15 protein-coding genes are annotated in these 20875 nt (G+C 60.2%); 10 read left to right on the top strand and 5 right to left on the bottom strand.

Features of this window, described 5'->3' with window-relative positions; translation table 11 throughout:
- The first annotated feature begins 21 nt into the window (after nt 1–21).
- From A8O26_RS06095 to A8O26_RS06115, 5 genes are all read left to right on the top strand, one after another.
- Complete coding sequence (locus tag A8O26_RS06095) at nt 22–2334, top strand: YgiQ family radical SAM protein (protein WP_007915855.1); 2313 nt, start codon at nt 22–24, stop codon at nt 2332–2334.
- Between the two features lie 531 nt (nt 2335–2865).
- Entirely contained in the window at nt 2866–6141 is a 3276-nt protein-coding gene (locus tag A8O26_RS06100) for a DUF2126 domain-containing protein (RefSeq protein WP_064117203.1), read from the top strand.
- An 88-nt stretch (nt 6142–6229) separates the two neighbouring features.
- On the top strand, nt 6230–8716 hold the full coding sequence (locus A8O26_RS06105; RefSeq protein ID WP_064117204.1) for a circularly permuted type 2 ATP-grasp protein: 2487 nt from the start codon (nt 6230–6232) through the stop codon (nt 8714–8716).
- The gene (locus A8O26_RS06110) at nt 8716–9606 is read left to right on the top strand and encodes a transglutaminase family protein (protein WP_064117205.1); all 891 of its coding nucleotides are present in this window, start codon (nt 8716–8718) and stop codon (nt 9604–9606) included. Before A8O26_RS06105 ends, A8O26_RS06110 begins: the two co-directional genes overlap by 1 nt.
- Nucleotides 9607–9651: 45 nt before the next feature.
- Nucleotides 9652–10029: an NUDIX hydrolase gene (locus tag A8O26_RS06115; RefSeq protein WP_064117206.1), complete on the top strand. Its 378-nt coding sequence runs from the start codon at nt 9652–9654 to the stop codon at nt 10027–10029.
- Between the two features lie 72 nt (nt 10030–10101).
- Here the strand turns inward: A8O26_RS06115 and A8O26_RS06120 are convergent, their stop codons facing one another.
- Both A8O26_RS06120 and A8O26_RS06125 read right to left on the bottom strand, forming a co-directional pair.
- A complete protein-coding gene (locus A8O26_RS06120; protein ID WP_064117207.1) occupies nt 10102–10299 on the bottom strand; it encodes a hypothetical protein in 198 nt (65 codons plus the stop codon).
- A gap of 67 nt (nt 10300–10366) precedes the next feature.
- Nucleotides 10367–10954, bottom strand: a complete 588-nt coding sequence (locus A8O26_RS06125; RefSeq protein ID WP_064117208.1) for a TIGR00730 family Rossman fold protein — start codon at nt 10952–10954, stop codon at nt 10367–10369.
- 340 nt (nt 10955–11294) lie between these two features.
- Between A8O26_RS06125 and azu the strand changes: the two genes are divergently transcribed.
- Complete coding sequence (azu, locus tag A8O26_RS06130) at nt 11295–11738, top strand: azurin (protein ID WP_008078296.1); 444 nt, start codon at nt 11295–11297, stop codon at nt 11736–11738.
- A gap of 198 nt (nt 11739–11936) precedes the next feature.
- Here azu and nadE read toward each other — a convergent pair whose 3' ends face one another.
- The 3 genes from nadE to A8O26_RS06145 all read right to left on the bottom strand — a co-directional run bounded on the left by nadE (nt 11937) and on the right by A8O26_RS06145 (nt 15108).
- Nucleotides 11937–12764 carry an ammonia-dependent NAD(+) synthetase gene (gene nadE / locus A8O26_RS06135; protein WP_064117209.1) on the bottom strand — a complete coding sequence of 276 codons (828 nt, stop codon included), beginning with the start codon at nt 12762–12764 and terminating at the stop codon, nt 11937–11939.
- Between the two features lie 4 nt (nt 12765–12768).
- Nucleotides 12769–13992 (bottom strand): nicotinate phosphoribosyltransferase, encoded by a 1224-nt coding sequence (pncB, locus tag A8O26_RS06140; RefSeq protein WP_064117210.1) that lies wholly within the window; start codon nt 13990–13992, stop codon nt 12769–12771.
- 216 nt (nt 13993–14208) lie between these two features.
- A complete protein-coding gene (locus tag A8O26_RS06145) occupies nt 14209–15108 on the bottom strand; it encodes a LysR family transcriptional regulator (protein ID WP_064117211.1) in 900 nt (299 codons plus the stop codon).
- A 162-nt stretch (nt 15109–15270) separates the two neighbouring features.
- Here A8O26_RS06145 and amaB point away from each other — a divergent pair, with 162 nt between their 5' ends.
- The 4 genes from amaB (at nt 15271) to A8O26_RS06165 (ending at nt 20873) form a co-directional block, all read left to right on the top strand.
- Entirely contained in the window at nt 15271–16761 is a 1491-nt protein-coding gene (amaB, locus tag A8O26_RS06150) for an L-piperidine-6-carboxylate dehydrogenase (protein WP_007915887.1), read from the top strand.
- A gap of 169 nt (nt 16762–16930) precedes the next feature.
- Nucleotides 16931–18214 (top strand): L-pipecolate oxidase, encoded by a 1284-nt coding sequence (gene amaA / locus A8O26_RS06155; protein ID WP_064117212.1) that lies wholly within the window; start codon nt 16931–16933, stop codon nt 18212–18214.
- Nucleotides 18215–18582: 368 nt separating this feature from the next.
- Nucleotides 18583–19716, top strand: coding sequence for an ABC transporter substrate-binding protein (locus tag A8O26_RS06160; protein ID WP_064117213.1), 1134 nt, complete (start codon nt 18583–18585; stop codon nt 19714–19716).
- Nucleotides 19717–19958: 242 nt separating this feature from the next.
- Nucleotides 19959–20873: an ABC transporter permease subunit gene (locus A8O26_RS06165; RefSeq protein WP_064117214.1), complete on the top strand. Its 915-nt coding sequence runs from the start codon at nt 19959–19961 to the stop codon at nt 20871–20873.
- Nucleotides 20874–20875: the final 2 nt, after the last annotated feature.

A 20875-nucleotide genomic window follows, 5' to 3' on the forward strand; every position in this document is an offset into this window, starting at 1 on the left:
ACTTCAACACCGGTCGTCGACATGCAAGCAGCCAAGCCGTTATTTGACTATCCAAAATATTGGGCCGAATGTTTCGGGCCAGCGCCATTCCTGCCGATGAGCAGGGAGGAGATGGATCAGCTTGGCTGGGATTCGTGCGACATCATCATTGTTACCGGTGATGCCTACGTCGATCACCCGTCGTTCGGCATGGCGATCATTGGCCGGCTGCTGGAGTCTCAGGGCTTCCGCGTCGGGATCATTGCCCAGCCGAACTGGCAGTCGAAAGACGACTTCATGAAGCTCGGCGAGCCGAACCTGTTCTTCGGGGTTGCGGCGGGCAACATGGACTCGATGATCAACCGCTATACCGCCGACAAGAAAATCCGTTCCGATGACGCCTATACGCCAGGCGGCATGGCCGGCAAGCGTCCGGACCGCGCGAGCCTGGTTTACAGCCAGCGCTGCAAGGAAGCCTACAAGCACGTGCCGATCGTCCTCGGCGGCATCGAAGCCTCGCTGCGCCGCATCGCCCACTACGACTACTGGCAGGATCGTGTGCGTAACTCGATCCTGATCGACGCCAGCGCCGACATTCTGCTGTACGGCAACGCCGAGCGCGCGATCGTCGAAGTTGCCCAGCGTCTGTCCTATGGTCACAAGATCGAAGACATCACCGACGTGCGCGGCACCGCGTTCATCCGTCGCGATACGCCGAAAGACTGGTACGAAGTCGACTCGACGCGTATCGACCGTCCGGGCAAGGTCGACAAGATCATCAACCCGTACGTGAATACCCAGGACACCCAGGCCTGTGCCATCGAGCAGGAAAAAGGTCCGGTTGAAGATCCGCAGGAAGCCAAGGTCGTACAGATTCTGGCCAGCCCGCGCATGACCCGTGACAAGACCGTGATTCGTCTGCCGTCGGTTGAAAAGGTCCGTGGCGATGCGGTTCTGTATGCCCACGCCAACCGCGTGCTGCACCTGGAAACCAACCCGGGCAACGCCCGTGCGCTGGTGCAAAAGCATGGCGAAGTCGACGTCTGGTTCAACCCGCCGCCGATTCCGATGACCACTGAAGAAATGGACTACGTGTTCGGCATGCCTTACGCCCGTGTTCCGCACCCGGCGTACGGCAAGGAGAAGATCCCGGCCTACGACATGATCCGTTTCTCGGTGAACATCATGCGTGGCTGCTTCGGTGGCTGCACCTTCTGCTCGATCACCGAGCACGAAGGCCGGATCATCCAGAACCGTTCTGAAGAGTCGATCATTCGCGAAATCGAAGAGATCCGCGACAAGGTCCCAGGCTTCACCGGCGTCATCTCTGACCTCGGCGGCCCGACCGCGAACATGTACCGCATCGCCTGCAAAACCCCGGAAATCGAATCGGCGTGCCGCAAGCCGTCCTGCGTGTTCCCGGGCATCTGCCCGAACCTGAACACCGACCACTCGTCGCTGATTCAGCTGTACCGCAGCGCCCGTGCGTTGCCGGGTGTGAAGAAGATTCTGATCGCCTCCGGTCTGCGTTACGACCTCGCGGTCGAGTCGCCGGAGTACGTCAAAGAGCTGGTGACCCACCACGTTGGTGGCTACCTGAAGATCGCCCCGGAACACACCGAGGAAGGTCCGCTCAACCAGATGATGAAGCCGGGCATTGGCAGCTATGACAAGTTCAAGCGCATGTTCGAGAAGTACACCAAGGAAGCGGGCAAGGAGCAGTACCTGATTCCGTACTTCATCGCCGCCCACCCGGGCACCACCGACGAAGACATGATGAACCTCGCCCTGTGGCTCAAGGGCAATGGCTTCCGCGCTGACCAGGTGCAGGCGTTCTACCCGTCGCCGATGGCCACCGCCACCGCGATGTACCACTCGGGCAAGAACCCGCTGCGCAAGGTCACTTACAAGAGCGACGGCGTGACCATCGTCAAGAGCGAAGAGCAGCGTCGTCTGCACAAGGCGTTCTTGCGTTATCACGACCCGAAAGGCTGGCCGATGCTGCGTGAGGCGCTGATCCGCATGGGTCGTGGCGATTTGATCGGTTCGGGCAAGGATCAATTGATCCCGACTCATCAACCGGCTACCGACAGCTACCAGAGCGCCCGTCGCAAGAACTCGACGCCGGCCGGTAGCCATAAAGTGGCGAAGGAAGGCAAAGAGAAGACCACCAAGATCCTCACTCAGCATACCGGCCTGCCGCCGCGTGCCAGTGATGGTGGTAACCCTTGGGACAAGCGTGAACAGGCCAAGGCGGCGGCGTTTGCCCGCAACCAGCAGGCAGCCAAGGAGCGCAAGGACGCGGCGAAAGGCAAAGGGCCGAAGCCGACCCGCAAGCCGGTCGTACCGCGCTAATGAAAACGCCAACCTTCGGGTTGGCGTTTTGCATTTCTGCCGTTGGATTTATGTAGGCCGCAAGATCCATCCCCCTCACCCCAGCCCTCCCGAAACGTCGGACCGCCCCCAAGGGGGCGAGGGGAAAGGGAGCAGATCTTCATGCTTTTCAAAACCTGAGTTCGACTCAAGGCTTTCAAGTCGGCGTAGTTCCGACATCCACCTCGGTCAGTCCCCTCTCCCTTTGGGAGAGGGCTAGGGTGAGGGGCTCTTCGTAACAGACCTCCATGCTTTTCAAAATCCGGGTTCGACTCAAGACTTTCAAGTCGGCGTAGTTCCGACATCCACCTCGGTCAGTCCCCTCTCCCTCTGGGAGAGGGCTAGGGTGAGGGGCTCTTCGCAACATTTACGTGCAATCAGCCCAAACCATTTCCCCGCATCGCCCGATTTTGGTGCTGTACTGCCTTAAGCATTCCGGGAAAGCGCCCAAGCCTGTGCATGGCATAAGTCTTGCGCGCTTTCGAATACGCTTAGGCTCGCAGGAGGCACGCCGTGTCGATTCATGTCGCATTGCATCACGTCACGCATTACCGCTACGACCGCGCTGTCGAACTCGGCCCGCAGATCGTTCGTCTGCGCCCGGCCGCCCACAGCCGCACGCGGATTCTGTCGTATGCGCTGAAAGTCTCGCCCGAGCAGCACTTCATCAACTGGCAGCAGGACCCTCAGGGCAACTACCTCGCCCGATTGGTGTTCCCCGAGAAAACCGACGAGTTGCGCATCGAGGTCGATCTGCTGGCCGAGATGGCCGTGTTCAACCCGTTCGACTTCTTCCTCGAACCCTACGCCGAGAAAATCCCCTTCGCCTATGCCGCCGACGAGCGCAAGGAGCTGGCGCCGTACCTCGAAACCTTGCCGCTGACCCCCGCGTTCAAAGCTTATCTGGACGGCATCGATCGCACGCCGCTGCCGGCGGTGGATTTTCTGGTGGCGCTCAATCAGCGCCTGAGCGAAGACATCCGTTACCTGATCCGCATGGAGCCGGGCGTGCAGACCCCGGAGCACACCCTCGAACACGCTTGCGGTTCCTGCCGCGATTCGGCGTGGTTGCTGGTGCAATTGCTGCGCAATCTCGGCCTGGCTGCACGTTTTGTCTCCGGCTATCTGATTCAACTGACCGCAGATGTGAAAAGTCTTGATGGGCCGTCCGGCACTGAAGTTGATTTCACCGATCTGCACGCCTGGTGCGAGGTGTATCTGCCGGGCGCTGGCTGGATCGGCCTTGACGCTACGTCCGGGCTGTTCGCCGGTGAAGGGCATATCCCGTTGGCCTGTAGTCCGGATCCGTCCTCGGCGGCGCCGATCAGTGGCTTGGTCGAGCCGTGCGAATGTGTGTTCAGCCACGAAATGTCGGTGGAACGGATTTGGGAGGCGCCGCGCGTCACCAAGCCTTACAGCGATGAGCAATGGCTGGCGATTCAGGCGCTGGGCCGACAGATTGATGCCGACCTGCTGGCGGATGACGTACGCCTGACCATGGGCGGCGAGCCGACCTTCGTCTCAATCGATGATCCGGATGGTGCCGAGTGGAACACCGCCGCGTTGGGTGCGGATAAACGTAGGCTTTCCGCCGAACTGTTCCAGCGCATGCGCAAACACTACGCTCCGCAGGGGCTGGTGCATTTCGGTCAGGGCAAGTGGTACCCCGGCGAGCAATTGCCGCGCTGGTCGCTCAATTGCTATTGGCGGCGCGACGGCGTCCCGATCTGGCACAACGACGCCTTGATCGCCGATGAGCAGCAGGATTACGGCACCAATGGCGAATTGGCCGGACGCTTCCTCGCAAGTGTCGCCGAGCGCCTGAAATTACCTACGCGTTTTGTGTTTCCGGCCTACGAAGACAATTTCTATTACCTCTGGCGTGAGGGCACGTTGCCGAGCAACGTCAGCGCCGAAGACTCACGTCTGGAGGAGCCTCTGGAGCGCGCACGCTTGCGCAAGGTGTTCAGTCAGGGCCTGAATAAAGTCATTGGCCAAGTGCTGCCGCTGGCGCGCACCGCCAAGGGCGATCAATGGCAGAGCGGGCGCTGGTATCTGCGTGACGAACATTGCCGATTGGTCCCGGGGGATTCGCCGCTGGGTTATCGCCTGCCGCTGGGTTCGCAGCCGTGGGTGAAAGCCGCCGAGTATCCGTTCATTCATCCTCAGGACCCCAATCAGGACTTCCCTGAACTGCCAGAAACCGCTCAGCTCAACCGCCATGGCGAACCTGCAGCGACTGACGAACGTGTGCCGAAAGTCGACGAATCCGCTGACTGGCTGACCCGCACCGCATTCTGCGCCGAGTCTCGCGAGGGGCGGTTGTACCTGTTCATGCCGCCGCTGGAGCGGGTCGAGGATTATCTGGAACTGGTGGCGGCCATTGAAGCCACCGCCGAAGAACTGCATTGCCCGGTGTTGCTGGAGGGCTACGAGCCGCCGAGCGATCCACGTCTGAGCAATTTCCGGATTACCCCGGATCCCGGTGTGATCGAGGTGAATGTGCAGCCGTCGGCGACCTGGGACGAATTGGTCGAGCGCACCGAGTTTCTCTATGAAGAGGCACGGCAAACCCGCCTGACCACCGAGAAGTTCATGATCGATGGTCGCCATACCGGCACTGGCGGCGGTAACCACTTCGTTCTCGGCGGTGCTACGCCGGCGGACTCACCGTTCTTGCGTCGCCCCGATCTGCTGCGCAGCCTGATCAGTTACTGGCATAACCATCCGTCGCTGTCGTATCTGTTTTCCGGACTGTTCATCGGCCCGACCTCGCAGGCACCGCGTGTCGACGAGGCGCGCAACGATGCGCTGTACGAACTGGAAATCGCTTTCGCGCAGATGCCCGAAGCGGGCGAGGAGTGCGCGCCGTGGCTGGTCGATCGACTGCTGCGCAACTTGCTGATCGACGTTACCGGTAATACTCACCGGGCCGAGTTCTGCATCGACAAACTGTACTCACCGGACGGCGCCACCGGGCGTCTCGGCCTGCTGGAACTGCGTGCGTTTGAAATGCCGCCTCACGCACGCATGAGCCTCGCTCAACAATTGCTGTTGCGGGCGCTGGTCGCGCGTTTCTGGCGCGAACCTTATGCGCCGCCGAAACTGGCGCGTTGGGGCACCGAGCTGCATGACCGCTTTCTGCTGCCGCACTTTATCGAGCAGGACTTCGCCGACGTCATCGTCGAACTCAACAGCGCCGGTTATCCGCTGCGCGCGGAATGGTTTGCCGCGCATCTGGAGTTTCGTTTTCCCAAGGTCGGCGATTACGCCGTCAACGGCATCGAACTGGAGCTGCGTCAGGCGCTGGAGCCGTGGCATGTGCTCGGCGAGGAGGGCGCGACAGGTGGCACGGTGCGTTATGTCGACTCATCGCTGGAGCGCTTGCAGGTCAAGATCAAAGGTTTGCCACCGCAGCGCTATTTGCTGACGTGTAACGGCATTGCCGTGCCGTTGCACCCGACCGGACGGGTTGGCGAGTTCGTTGCCGGCGTGCGTTACCGCGCGTGGCAACCGGCCAACTGTCTGCAACCGACCATACCCGTGCACGCGCCGCTGGTGTTCGACTTGCTCGACACCTGGATGGGCCGTTCGCTGGGCGGTTGCCAGTACCACGTCGCGCATCCGGGCGGGCGTAATTACGAGACGTTGCCGGTCAACGCCAACGAAGCGGAGAGCCGGCGGATGGCGCGGTTCTTCCGCGTCGGACACACGCCGGGGAAACTTCCTATACCGAATGTGGAAATCAGTGACGAGCTACCGATGACAATCGATTTACGACGTTTCTAGGGCCTACGCGACACGCGGATTTTTCGTATATCCGCGCGTCATCTGCCTGCGTTAGTCTGACCGTTCCTTGCTGTCTGCCGAGCTTTCCATGCCTGACCTGCTAGACCGCTACCCGCTGACGGCGGGCACTTATCACGAACTGCTCGACGGCAGTGGCGCGGTGCGCCCGCACTGGCGGCGGCTGTTCGATCAGTTGCAGCGCAGCACGCCGGCGCAACTGGTGCAGCGGCAGGCCTTGCTGGCGCGGCAGATTCAGGAAAACGGTGTCACCTATAACGTTTATGCCGATCCCAAGGGCGCTGATCGCCCGTGGGAGCTGGATTTACTGCCCCACGTGATTGCGGCAGATGAATGGCAGCAATTGTCGGCTGGCATCGCTCAGCGTGGGCGACTGCTCAATGCGGTGCTGGCTGATTTGTACGGGCCGCAGCGCTTGATCAGCGAAGGCCTGTTGCCGGCGGAGCTGGTGTTCGGCCACAACAATTTTCTCTGGCCTTGTCAGGGCATTGCCGCGCCGGAAGGCGCGTTTCTGCATCTGTATGCGGTGGATCTGGCGCGCACGCCGGATGGGCGCTGGTGGGTCACGGCGGATCGCACACAAGCGCCATCGGGCGCCGGTTATGCCCTGGAAAACCGCACCATCGTGTCGCGCGCCTTTCCCGAGTTGTACCGCGATCTGAAGGTGCAGCATCTGGCCGGCTTCTTCCGTACGTTGCAGGAAACCCTCGCGCGGCAGGCGCCGTGTGACGATGACGCGCCGCTGGTGGTGTTGCTGACGCCGGGGCGTTTCAACGAAAGCTATTTCGAACATTTGTATCTGGCCCGCCAGCTCGGCTATCCCCTGGTCGAGGGTGGAGACCTGACGGTGCGCGATGCCACGGTCTACCTGAAAACCCTCAGCGGTCTGCGCCGGGTGCACGCGATCATGCGCCGCCTCGATGACGATTTTTGCGATCCGCTGGAGCTGCGCACGGATTCCGCGCTCGGTGTTCCCGGTTTGCTCGAAGCGGTGCGTCAGGGCCGGGTGCTGGTCGCTAACGCATTGGGCAGCGGTGTGCTGGAATCGCCGGGGTTGCTCGGGTTTCTGCCGAAGATCAACCAATACCTGTTCGGCGAAGAACTGATCCTGCCGTCGATTGCGACGTGGTGGTGCGGGGAGGCGCCAGTGCTGGCGCAAGCCCTGGAAAAACTGCCGGAGCTGCTGATCAAACCGGCGTTTCCCTCACAAAGCTTCGCGCCGGTGTTTGGCCGTGATCTGAGTGAAAAACAGCGTCAGGCGCTGGCCGAACGCATGCAGGCACGGCCCTATGCCTATGTTGCGCAAGAATTGGCTCAGCTATCCCAGGCACCGATCTGGCAGGCCGAAAACGGTCAACTGCAACCGCGCGCGATCGGCATGCGCATGTATGCGGTAGCCAGTCGCGACGGTTATCGCGTGCTGCCCGGTGGCCTGACCCGAGTGGCTGCCGAGGCCGATGCCGAAGTGGTGTCGATGCAGCGTGGCGGGGCCAGTAAAGACACGTGGGTATTGGGCGATCGTGCGCCCAACGGCGAACAGTGGAAAACTCAGCGCAACGTCGGCGTCCACGATCTGGTGCGGCGCGACCCGTATCTACCCTCGCGGGTGGTGGAAAACCTGTTCTGGTTCGGCCGTTACTGCGAGCGCTGCGACGACAGTGCGCGGCTGCTGCGGATCATGCTCGCGCGCTACGTCGACGGCGATGACCCGCAAGCGCTACAGGCGGCGGTCGATCTCGGCGAGCGACTGACGCTGTTGCCGGACGAAGGTGAACTGCCCGAGCGCTTGCTCGCGGCACTGCTCGGTGAAGACTGGTCGTTCAGCCTGCGCTCCAACCTGCAGCGTTTGCAGTGGGCGGCCTCGCAAGTGCGCGGCAAGCTCTCGCGGGAGAACTGGCAAGCGCTGGTCGAGTTGCAGCGCGAGGCGATGGAGCTGGACACCGAAGAGCCGGATTTCGCCGAGTTGCTGGATTTTCTCAACCGGCTGGTGATGTCGCTGGCCGCCCTGTCCGGATTTGCGCTGGACGACATGACCCGCGACGAAGGCTGGCGCTTTCTGATGATCGGCCGGCGCATCGAGCGTCTGCAATTTCTCAGCAGCAGTCTGGCGGCATTTCTGCGCGGTGCCGGCGCATTCGATCAGGCAGGGCTTGAGTGGTTGCTGGAACTGGGTAACAGCAGCATCACTTACCGTTCACGCTATCTGGCGGTGGCACAGCTGATTCCGGTGCTCGACCTGTTATTGCTGGATGAGCAGAACCCGCACGCGGTGTTGTTCCAGTTGAAGCTGGTGACCCGCACGTTGAAGCGTTTGAATGATGATTTCGGTGCGCCCCGCGAGGCGGGATTGCCGCGACTGGTTGAACGTCTGGCACGCTTTGATCTGGGTTGCCTGGAGAATCCACTGTTCGGTGAGGCCAGCGTACGTGCGGCCCTCGCGGGCCTGGCGGATCTGCTGCAAGAAATCGCCGAGGCCAGCGGCCAGGTCTCGGATCGTCTGGCGTTGCGCCATTTCGCTCACGTCGATGATGTCAGCCAACGCACGGTGTCCGTCTGATGAGCGCCCGTTACCAGATCTTCCACGACACCTGTTACCACTACGACAGTCCGGTTTCGCTGGCGCAGCAACTGGCTCATCTGTGGCCGCGCGATTGCACCTGGCAGCGCTGCACCGATCAGCAACTGCTGATCAGCCCGGAGCCTACCGCGCGGCGCGATGAACTGGATGTGTTTGGAAATCCGCTGACCCGACTGGCATTCGAGCGCCCGCATGATGAGTTGCAGGTCAATGCACAACTGACGGTTGAAGTGCTGGCGCGGCCAGCGCTGGATTTCCATCAATCGCCGGCATGGGAGCAGACCCGCGATGCGCTGACCTACAGCAGCCAGCCGTTATCCGCCGACGTGCTTGAGGCTTGTCGTTATCGTTTTCAATCACCGTATGTGCATTTGAAAAGCAGCTTCGTCGAGTTCTCGCACAGCTGTTTCCCGCCGGGGCGGCCATTGCTGCTCGGAGTGCAGGCGTTGATGCAGAAGATTTTCAGTGAATTCACTTTTGATGCCGAAGCGACCCAGGTGGCGACGCCGCTGGTTGAGGTGCTGGAGCGTCGGCGCGGGGTCTGTCAGGACTTCGCTCACCTGATGCTGGCCTGCGTGCGCTCGCGAGGGCTGGCGGCACGTTATGTCAGCGGGTATCTGCTGACCCAGCCGCCACCGGGGCAGCCACGCCTGATCGGCGCCGATGCCTCGCATGCCTGGGTGTCGGTGTTTTGCCCGGTGCTGGGCTGGGTGGATTTCGACCCGACCAACAATGTGCAACCGGCGCTGGAGCACATCACGTTGGCGTGGGGGCGGGACTTCTCAGACGTGTCGCCGCTGCGCGGGGTGATCCTCGGCGGCGGTAATCACGACCCGGAAGTGCGCGTCACCCTGATGCCATTGGATTAACAAGATTAAAAATGTAGGCCTTGTATTGGCAGAAGAGGGTTTCTGATGTTCCCGGTTTCCATCAAAGGCGTCCTGCAAACCCCGGAAGGCTTGGTCGTGCTGATGCTCAATGAACGTGACGAATGGGAATTGCCCGGCGGTCGCATCGAGTTGTGCGAGACAGCACCCGAATGCCTGGCCCGGGAAATCGTCGAAGAACTGGATGTTCAGGTGTCGGTGGGTGAGCCGCTGGATTCGTACCTGTTCGAGGTCATTCCAGGCAAACACGTGTTCATCTCGACTTATCGCTGTCAGTTGCTGGGTGGCTTCGTGCCGACCATCAGTCATGAACACAAGGAGATCGGCTTGTTCGAACCCGCGCAATTGCCGGGCAATCTGCCCAAGGGCTATCGCGATTCGATTGGTAAAGCGCTGGGGCTGTGAGGGCCGGCAGTGAAACCGCCAACCCCGTCACAAATCCGCTGGGTCTGATTCGATCATCAAACCCGGTGGGGCTCAGGCGTCAGGCGCCTGATCTTTCGCTGTTTCAGTTGCTTCAGGTGCATCAACATCATCTTCCGATACCACTTCACCCTCAGGGTTCAGGGCTGCTTCTTCAGCGGTTTGTTTCTTGCGCTGAAGCTTTTCCTCTTTCTTCTGTTCCTTTGCCAGGTCTCGTTGACGTTTGGCGAAGGAGTAATTGGGTTTGGCCATGGGCGTTCCTCTTGGTCGAAGGTGAGGTTGAGCGGCGCGTATTCTGCCCTGTATCGGTGCCCGGTGGTTAGCCGGGTTTTTGGTCGACCCATTTGGGCGTGACGGTCGGCTTCCAGTTATCCAGGGCATCGAGCAGCGTTTGCGGCGATTCGCTCACTTGCAGCATGTCACGGTGTGGCGCGCGAACGAAGCCTTCGCCGACGATATGGTCAAGAAAAGCAGTGAGTTTGCTGTAAAAACCGTTCACTTCCAGCAAGCCCAAAGGTTTGCCGTGGTAGCCGAGCTGGCCCCAGGTCCAGACTTCGAACAGCTCTTCCAGCGTGCCGAGGCCGCCGGGCAGGGCGATAAACGCGTCGCTGAGCTCGGCCATGCGCGCCTTGCGCGCGTGCATGCCATCGACCACTTCCAGGCGCGTCAGGCTCTTGTGGCCGATTTCCTTGTCCATCAGGCTTTGCGGGATGATGCCGATCACTTCGCCGCCGGCAGCCAGTGCCGCATCGGCAACGATGCCCATCAAACCCACGGCGCCACCGCCGTAGACAAGGGTCAGTTTACGCTCGGCCAAAGCCCGGCCAAGGGCAATGGCTGCTTCGGTGTAAGCCGGATCAGTGCCAGCATTAGCACCACAAAATACACACACGGATTTCAGAGACATGCCTTCCTCCTGGGTCAATCCGTCACAGGGTAATGGCTGGCACGCCTCGATCCAAGGGCTAAACTTCACGTTCCGGTGATTCAAAGGTACCGCTGGCGCCACAGGCGTAGGCGGCGAGCAAACTGCACAACAGACCGTTAAAGAACATGACAGGCACTCCGTCTCAGTAGATGCGCCGATCATAGGACGGGCCGGGGAATCTGGCCGTTAGATTGTGTCGATGAGTGTCATAGCCTGAAAGTTGTATACAATTTTTGACTCAAGTCATAGGAACTTGCGAAGATTTCAGGCAGTCTTTCCACCATTCGTGTTTTTGTTAACCCTGCCTTGGAGATTCACCATGTTTTCCAAAGTTGTTGCGGTATCCCTGCTGGCGCTGGCCAGCAGCCAATTGATGGCTGCCGAGTGCAAAACCACCGTTGACTCCACCGATCAGATGTCCTTCAACACCAAGGAAATCGTGATCGACAAGAGCTGCAAGACCTTCACCGTCGAGCTGACCCACTCCGGCAGCCTGCCGAAGAACGTCATGGGCCATAACCTGGTGATCAGTAAAGAAGCTGACATGCAGCCAATCGCCACCGCTGGCCTGGCCGCCGGTATCGACAAGAACTACCTGCCGGAAGGTGACGCGCGCATCATCGCTCACACCAAGATCATCGGCGCCAAGGAAACTGACTCGCTGACCTTCGACGTGGCGAAGATTGCTGATGGCGGCTACGGCTTCTTCTGCTCCTTCCCAGGCCACATTTCGATGATGAAAGGCACGATTACCGTCAAGTAATCAGGACCACCGCGTTATCGTTCTTCGCGAGCAGGCTCGCTCCCACAGGTTTTAGTTGTGCACAAATGCTGTGTCCGACAGCGAACCCTGTGGGAGCGAGCCTGCTCGCGAAGGGGCCATCCGCATCAATGGATGTAATGGCCAAAGAAAAGCCCGCTGAGGATCACTCCTCAGCGGGCTTTTTCATTCCATCAGCGCTTACGGCGCAAACGGCATCACACGCTTGTGATGAGTTTTGTTGTAGGTCGCGACGATGATGTCGAACGCTTCCTGACGCACCGGTTCGCCGTGCAGGAACGCATCAATCTCGGCATACGTCACGCCGTGGGACGCTTCGTCGGGTTTGCCCGGCGACAGGTCCTCAAGGTCGGCCGTCGGAATTTTCTCGACCAGCGACTCCGGCGCACCAAAGCTGCGGGCAATCGCACGCACCTGATTTTTCACCAGACCGCTGAGCGGTGCCAGGTCGCAGGCACCGTCACCGAACTTGGTGAAGAACCCCATCACCGCTTCTGCCGCATGGTCGGTGCCGATCACCAGGCCGTGCGCCGCGCCAGCGATGGTGTACTGGGCGACCATGCGCATCCGTGCCTTGGTGTTGCCGAGGACGAAATCCACCGAAACGGCGTGCTTGCCTTCGAAGGCTGCGACTTCACTGGCCAGCGATTTTACCGCCGGGCCGATGTTGACGGTGTGGCGCTCGTCCGGGGCGATGAAATCCACCGAGGCCTGGGCGTCGTGCTCGTCGAACTGGGTTTCGTACGGCAGGCGCACGGCGATGAATTTGTAACTGTTGTCACCGCTCTGGTCGCGCAGCTCACGCATCGCGCGCTGGGCCAACAGGCCTGCGGTCAGCGAGTCGACGCCACCGCTGATGCCCAGCACCAGCGTCTTGAGCCCGGAATTGACCAGGCAATCCTGAATGAAGGTAATGCGCCGGGCGACTTCGGCTTGCAGGGCCTTATAGTCAGCGAACGGCGGTTGCACCTTGAGCTGCTGCGCAATCTCACGCTGTACGGCTTGCATGAATTCACTCCTTGCTAGATAGACGGGAATCGGCAGGAACCTGAAACACGTGTCGCAAGTAGGCGACGAAATTCGGGTCTTTGCAGTGGGACTTGCCTGGCTCGTCGGAGATCTTCGCCACCGGTTGGCCGTTGCAGGCAGTCATTTTAAGCACGATGCTCATCGGTTCAACACCCGCAATGTCACAGGTGAGGTTGGTGCCAATGCCGAAGCTGACATTGATCCGACCGTGCAGCGCACGGAAGATCTCCAGCGACTTGGGCAGGGTCAGGCTGTCGGAGAACACCAACGTCTTGCTCATCGGGTCGATGCCGAGCTGGTGATAGTGCGCGATGCATTTTTCGCCCCACACCACAGGATCGCCGGAGTCATGGCGCAGGCCATCGAACAGCTTGGCGAAGAACAGATCGAAATCGCCGAGGAAGGCATCGGTGGTGATGCAGTCGGTGAGGGCGATCCCCAGCAAACCTCGGTACTCGCGCACCCAGCAATCCAGCGCGGCGATCTGGCTGTCGATCAGCCGTGGGCCGAGTTGCTGGTGCGCCATGATCCATTCGTGGGCCATGGTGCCCAACGGCTTCATGTCGAGTTCGCGCGACAGATGCACGTTGCTGGTGCCGACGAAACGCCCGGGGAAATCGTGCTTGAGCACGTTCACCACTTCTTCCTGCACGCGGTAGGAAAACCTGCGTCGGGTGCCGAAATCGGCTACTTGCAGTTGCGACAATTCGTCGGCCGAGGCATTGGCGGTCAGCCAGTCGAACTTGCGATAGAGCTGTTCTCGCGCCTGTTCGAGAACGGTTTCGCGGTAGCGATAGCGGTTGCGCACTTCGCTGACGATGGCCAGCAATGGCACTTCGTAGAGGATCACATGCAGCCACGGCCCGCGCAGGCGGATGAACAGCTCGCCGTTCTCGATACCGGTGTGCACGTAGCGCAGGTTGAAGCGGAACAGACCGAGGAACCGCAGGAAGTCCGGCTTGAGGAAGCTGATGCGCTCTAGAAAACTCAATTGATCGGCACTCAGGCTCAGTTCGGCCAGACGCTCGATCTGATAGCGGATCTCGGCCAGATACGGGCGCAGATCCTCGCTGTTACGGCAACGGAACTCCCATTCGACTTCGACGTTGGGGTAGTTGTGCAGCACCGCCTGCATCATCGTCAATTTGTAGAAGTCGGTGTCGAGCAGGTTCTGCACGATGCGATCGGCAAACACACTCTCGCTCATAACGGGGTCTCCAGGTGCGCCGCGCCTGTGCGCGGTCTCAATCAATGGCGCTAGTGGCGCATATCAACGGTGGGGATTGCCAGCATTTTTTGACAACGCATCAGATCCAATGTGGGAGCGAGCTTGCTCGCGAAGGCGTCATTTCAACCGACATTGATAACGAATGTGTCGGCCTCTTCGCGAGCAAGCTCGCTCCCACAGGGAGTGAAGGCAGCTTCACGCTGGACTATCGACCTGCTCCAGCATCCACTTCACAAAGTCCCGCACCTTGGGCACTTCCGCCGCGTGCTCCGGATATGCCAGGTAATAGGCATCTGTGCTGGGCATGGCATGCTCAAAAGGAATGACCAGTTTGCCGTCAGCCAATTCCTCTTCCACCAGAAACCTCGGCAACAACGCCACGCCGCAGCCAACCTGCGCGGCGCGGATGCACATATAAAAGGTTTCGAAACGTGGCCCGTGGTAGCTGTGTTCGGTCTGGTAACCCTGGCTGTCGAACCAGTCGTGCCAGGCCTGCGGCCGCGAGGCATTTTGCAGCAGGACCAGATCGGTGAGTTGCGTCGGATCAGTAAACGGCTTGTCCGGCAGGCTGCCCGGCGCGCAGACCGGCACCAGCTCTTCGCCGAACAATTTCAGGCATTCCGTGCCGGGCCGCGAGCCCTGACCGAAATAGAACGCCAGATCGCTGCGCCCTTGCAGCAGATCATCGGCTTCCTGCTCGTTGCACAAATCCAGATGAATCGACGGATGGCGCAAGCGCCAGCCTTTCAGGCGCGGCACCAGCCAGCGCGCGCCAAAGGTCGACGGCGTCGATACGCGCAGGACTTCGGTCTCCCCGCCGTAGGAACGCAGGTAATGGGTGGACATTTCCACTTGCGAGAGAATTTTTCGTACTTCAACCAGGTACAAATCCCCGGCCGGGGTCATTTGTAAACGCCGACGTACGCGGCGGAACAACAAATGCTGCAACAGTTCTTCCAACTGCGCGACCTGCTTGCTCACCGCGCTCTGGGTCAGGTTCAGTTCCTCGGCGGCGCGGGTGAAGCTCAAGTGCCGGGTCACGGCTTCGAAGCACTGCAATGCAGTGATCGAGGGCAAGTGGCGTTTGTTCAGCATGGCCGATCCTTTTCTTGTCTTTCTAGCGCTGCATGAATAAACGGAATGATATCTCGCGTAAAGGTCGTTTGTTGCCTTGCCATTGTGACGCTACAACTAAAGGCCTGCCCGGTCGCGAAACAGTGGCCGCACACATTCAGTTTTTTGCTTGAGGAGTGACCCATGGTTGCCGCATTGCTTGATCGTCTTGGTGTGAACCCGGCCCTTTACCAGAACGGCAAAGTGCCGGTGCATTCGCCGATCGACGGCAGCCGCATCGCCGCCGTGAACTGGGAAGGCCCGGCCGAAGTCGAGCAGCACATCAGTCGCGCAGATCATGCGTTCGAGCAATGGCGCAAGGTGCCGGCCCCGCGTCGCGGCGAGCTGGTACGTCAGTTCGGCGAAGTGTTGCGCGAATACAAAGCTGATCTCGGTGAACTGGTTTCCTGGGAGGCCGGCAAGATCACCCAGGAAGGTCTTGGTGAAGTGCAGGAGATGATCGACATCTGCGATTTCGCCGTCGGTCTGTCCCGCCAGTTGTACGGTTTGACCATCGCTTCCGAGCGTCCGGGCCACCACATGCGCGAAACCTGGCATCCGCTGGGCGTGGTCGGCGTCATTAGCGCGTTCAATTTCCCGGTCGCGGTGTGGGCGTGGAACACCACGCTGGCGCTGGTCTGCGGCAACCCGGTGGTGTGGAAACCGTCGGAGAAAACCCCGCTGACCGCGTTGGCCTGTCAGGCACTGTTTGATCGTGTAGTGAAGAATTTCACCGACGCCCCAGCGAATCTTTGCCAGGTGATTATTGGTGGTCGCGACGCTGGCGAAGCCTTGGTCGATGACCCGCGTGTTGCGCTGATCAGCGCCACCGGCAGCACACGCATGGGCCGCGAAGTGGCGCCGAAAGTCGCCGCCCGTTTCGCTCGCAGCATTCTCGAATTGGGCGGTAACAACGCGATGATCCTCGGCCCAAGCGCCGACCTCGACATGGCGGTCCGCGCGATTCTGTTCAGCGCCGTCGGCACTGCCGGGCAGCGTTGCACCACCTTGCGTCGTCTGATCGCCCATGAGTCGGTGAAAGAAGAAATCGTCACCCGCCTCAAAGCTGCGTACTCGAAGGTGCGTATCGGCAACCCGCTGGAAGGCAATCTGGTCGGCCCGCTGATCGACAAACACAGCTTCGAAAACATGCAGGATGCGCTGGAACAGGCATTGAGCGAAGGCGGTCGGGTGTTTGGCGGCAAGCGTCAGCTCGAAGATCAATTCCCTAACGCCTATTACGTTTCGCCGGCCATCGTTGAAATGCCGGAGCAGAGCGACGTGGTCTGCAGCGAAACCTTCGCGCCGATTCTGTACGTGGTCGGTTACAGCGATTTCCAGGAAGCGCTGCGTCTGAACAATGCGGTGCCACAAGGTCTGTCGTCATGCATCTTCACCACCGATGTGCGCGAGGCTGAGCAGTTCATGTCGGCAGTCGGCAGTGATTGCGGGATTGCCAACGTCAACATCGGCCCGAGCGGCGCGGAAATTGGTGGCGCGTTTGGTGGCGAGAAAGAAACCGGTGGCGGGCGTGAATCGGGTTCCGATGCATGGCGCGCGTACATGCGCCGCCAGACCAACACCGTGAACTACTCGCTGGAGTTGCCGCTGGCGCAGGGCATTACGTTCGACTGAGTGATGCCGCCAAATGTAGATCCCCTGTGGGAGCGAGCCTGCTCGCGAATACGGTGGGTCAGTCGACATAGTTGTTGGCTGATATACCGCTTTCGTCGGAACGCCGCCCGGAGCAGGCTCGCTCCCACAGGGTATGCAGTGTTTGTTAGGTTTCTGTTGGAGTCTGGCAATGCCGTTACGCGAAGAATGTCTGTGGGAAACACTTACGCCGCAAAGGCCGGATAATTCGGCGCTCAAAGGCGAAGTCAACGTCGATGTCTGCGTGATCGGCGCCGGGTTCACCGGGTTGTCGGCGGCGCTGCATCTGTTGGAAAAAGGCAAAAGCGTCTGCGTGCTCGAAGCCCATCGCGCCGGGCACGGCGGTTCCGGGCGCAACGTCGGCCTGGTCAACGCCGGCATGTGGATCCCGCCGGACGAGATCGAAGCCGGTTTTGGCGAAGCGGTTGGCAGTCAGCTCAACCGCATGCTCGGGGCGGCGCCGGCCTTGGTGTTCAGCCTTGTGGACAAGTACAACATCGATTGCCAGTTGCGCCGCGAAGGCACGCTGCACATGGCGCACAACGCCAAGGGCGAGGCGGATCTGCGCAGTCGTGAGCAGCAATGGAAACGCCGTGGTGCACCGGTCGAATTGCTCACCGGCAAGGCCTGCGAACAGGCCACCGGCACGCAAAAAATTGCCGCTGCGTTGCTCGACCGTCGCGCCGGCACGCTCAATCCGATGGCCTACGTCACCGGGCTGGCCAATGCCGTGATCAGTCTTGGCGGGCAAATGTTCGATCATTCGCCGGTCACTCGCCTTGAACGTCAGGGCGCGAAATGGTCGGTGCAGACTGAGCACGGATCCGTGCTGGCCGAGCAAGTGGTCATCGCCTCCAACGCCTACACCGAAGGCGACTGGACCGAGCTCAAACGCAACTTTTTCCCCGGTTATTACTATCAGGTCGCTTCGGTGCCGCTGACCGAAGACGCCGCGCAGGAAATTCTGCCGGGCGGGCAGGGCTCGTGGGACACGCGGCAGGTACTGAGCAGCATTCGCCGCGACAAAGAAGGGCGGTTATTGCTGGGTAGTCTGGGCAACGGCAATCAGAAACCAACGTGGTTTCTCAAGGCCTGGGCCGACCGGGTGCAGCAGCATTACTTCCCCAATCTGAAACCCGTCGATTGGGAATGCACCTGGACCGGGCGTATCGCCTTTACGCCCGATCACCTTATGCGTCTGTTCGAACCGGCGCCGGGACTGGTGGCGGTCACCGGCTACAACGGTCGCGGCGTCACTACCGGTACGGTGGTTGGCAAAGCCTTCGCCGATTATCTGTGTAACGGCAATCCACAAACCCTGCCGATTCCTTTCGCACCGATGCAGCCCTTGTCGGGCGTCGGCTTGCGCAGTTGCCTGTACGAGGCCGGGTTCTCGCTGTATCACGCGGGCCAGTGCCTGCGCATTGTGATTTGAGTGTTGAAATATGTTGCCGGAAGCGGCGCTTTTCGATGCAGCGACTAGCCTGTAATGGTGCGGGTTGTAGCAGTCCCGCACCAGCAGTGTGCAGTTCGGTGACGCGGGCTGTTACAGGCTGGTTGCACGTCGTTTGGCACCGCGGTTGCAATGATGGCGCGTGCGGGTTGCGCCTGAAAAAATAAATGGTTTCACCTTCCGCGGTTTAGACGGTTGCACGCCCAATGAAAATGGGAACGAAACAGTCGAAATAACAAGAAAGCAGCGACTTTTTGAAGAATAAAAAACCGATGGCACGGCCCTTGCTCAGAGCATTCAGTGAAGTGAAGTCGCAGTGCCAACTAAAAAAAACCTTGGAGCACCACCTCATGTCCCAGACGTTTTACAAGAAAGGCTTTCTGGCCCTCGCAGTGGCTACTGCGTTGGGTGTTTCTGCGTTTGCTCAAGCTGATGTGAAAATCGGTGTAGCGGGTCCAATGACTGGCGCCAACGCGGCATTTGGCGAGCAGTACATGAAGGGTGCACAGGCAGCGGCTGACGCAGTCAACGCGGCGGGCGGCGTCAACGGGGAGAAAATCGTACTGGTCAAGGGCGATGACGCCTGCGAACCGAAGCAGGCCGTGACGGTCGCCAAGGACCTGGTCAACCAGAAAGTCGCTGGCGTAGTCGGTCACTTCTGCTCTTCTTCCACCATTCCAGCCTCGGAAATCTATGACGAAGCCGGTGTCATCGCGATCACTCCGGGGTCCACCAACCCGCAAGTGACCGAGCGCGGCCTCAGCGCCATGTTCCGTATGTGCGGGCGTGACGACCAGCAGGGCATCGTCGCCGGCGATTACATTGTCGATGTGCTCAAAGGCAAAAAAGTTGCCGTGCTGCACGACAAGGACACCTACGGCCAAGGCCTGGCAGATGCCACCAAGGCACAGCTTGAGAAGCGTGGCGTGAAGCCGGTGCTGTACGAAGGCCTGACCCGTGGCGAGAAAGACTTCAGCGCCGTGGTTACCAAGATCCGCGCCGCTGGTGCCGACGTCGTTTACTTCGGCGGTCTGCACCCGGAAGCCGGTCCACTGGTCAAGCAACTGCGTACCGAAGGCCTGAAAGACGTCAAGTTCATGTCCGATGACGGCATCGTCACCGACGAACTGGTGACCACCGCAGGCGGCCCGCAATACGTCGACGGCGTGCTGATGACCTTCGGCGCCGACCCGCGTCTGCTGCCAGAAAGTAAAACCGTCGTCGATGCCTTCCGCAAGGCCGGCACCGAGCCTGAGGGCTACACCCTGTACGCCTACGCTTCGGTGCAGACGCTGGCTGCCGCGTTCAACGGCGCCAAGTCCAACAGTGGCGAGAAAGCCGCCGAGTGGCTGAAAGCCAATCCGGTGAAAACAGTCATGGGCGAGAAAGCCTGGGACAAGAAGGGCGACCTGAAAGTCTCCGACTACGTGGTGTACCAGTGGGACGCCACCGGCAAATACCACCAGCTGGAAAAACAGAAGTAAGGGCTGACGCGATCAGCTGATCCCCACTCATCCAATGTGGGAGCGAGCCTGCTCGCGAAGACGGAATGACTGCCAACACATGTGTTGAATGATCGACCGCTTTCGCGAGCAGGCTCGCTCCCACAAGGGGCAGAGTGTATCGGGCTGATCGTGGCTGACATTGCTCCGACGTAAATCTGTATTTTTCCTAGAAGAGCCGCACGCCCACCGGCGTGCAGGTTCTCACTGCGTGAGATTGCGTTATGGATGGTATTTTCCTGCAGCAACTGGTCAACGGCCTGACCCTCGGGTCGGTCTATGGCCTGATCGCCATCGGCTACACAATGGTCTACGGCATCATCGGCATGATCAACTTCGCCCACGGCGAGGTTTACATGATTTCTGCTTACCTGGCGGCAATCAGTCTGGCTCTGCTGGCTTACTTCGGTATCGAATCCTTCCCGCTGCTGATGCTCGGCACGCTGATCTTCACCATCGTCGTCACGGCGGTGTATGGCTGGGTCATTGAACGAGTCGCTTACAAACCCCTGCGCAACTCCACCCGGCTGGCACCGCTGATCAGCGCCATCGGTATCTCCCTGATTCTGCAAAACTATGCCCAGATCAGCCAGGGCGCCCGCCAACAGGGTGTTCCGACGCTGCTCACCGGCGCCTGGCGCGTCGACATCGGCACCGGTTTCGTCCAGCTCACCTACACCAAGATCTTCATCCTGGTGGCCGCATTCGTCGGCATGGGCCTGCTGACCTACGTGATCAAGTACACCAAGCTCGGCCGTATGTGCCGCGCCACCCAGCAAGACCGCAAGATGGCCTCGATCCTGGGGATCAACACCGACCGCGTTATCTCTTACGTGTTCATCATCGGTGCAGCCATGGCGGCGCTGGCCGGCGTGTTGATCACCATGAACTACGGCACGTTCGACTTCTACGCAGGCTTTGTCATCGGCATTAAAGCGTTCACTGCCGCGGTACTCGGCGGGATCGGTTCGCTGCCGGGCGCGATGCTGGGCGGGATCATTCTCGGCATCTCCGAGTCGCTGTTCTCCGGTCTGGTCAACTCCGACTACAAAGACGTGTTCAGCTTCTCGCTGCTCGTACTTGTTCTGGTCTTCCGGCCGCAGGGCCTGTTGGGCCGTCCTCTTGTGTCGAAGATGTAAGC

It is taken from the genome of Pseudomonas fluorescens (assembly GCF_001648775.1).
Classification (GTDB): Bacteria; Pseudomonadota; Gammaproteobacteria; order Pseudomonadales; family Pseudomonadaceae; genus Aquipseudomonas; species Aquipseudomonas fluorescens_M.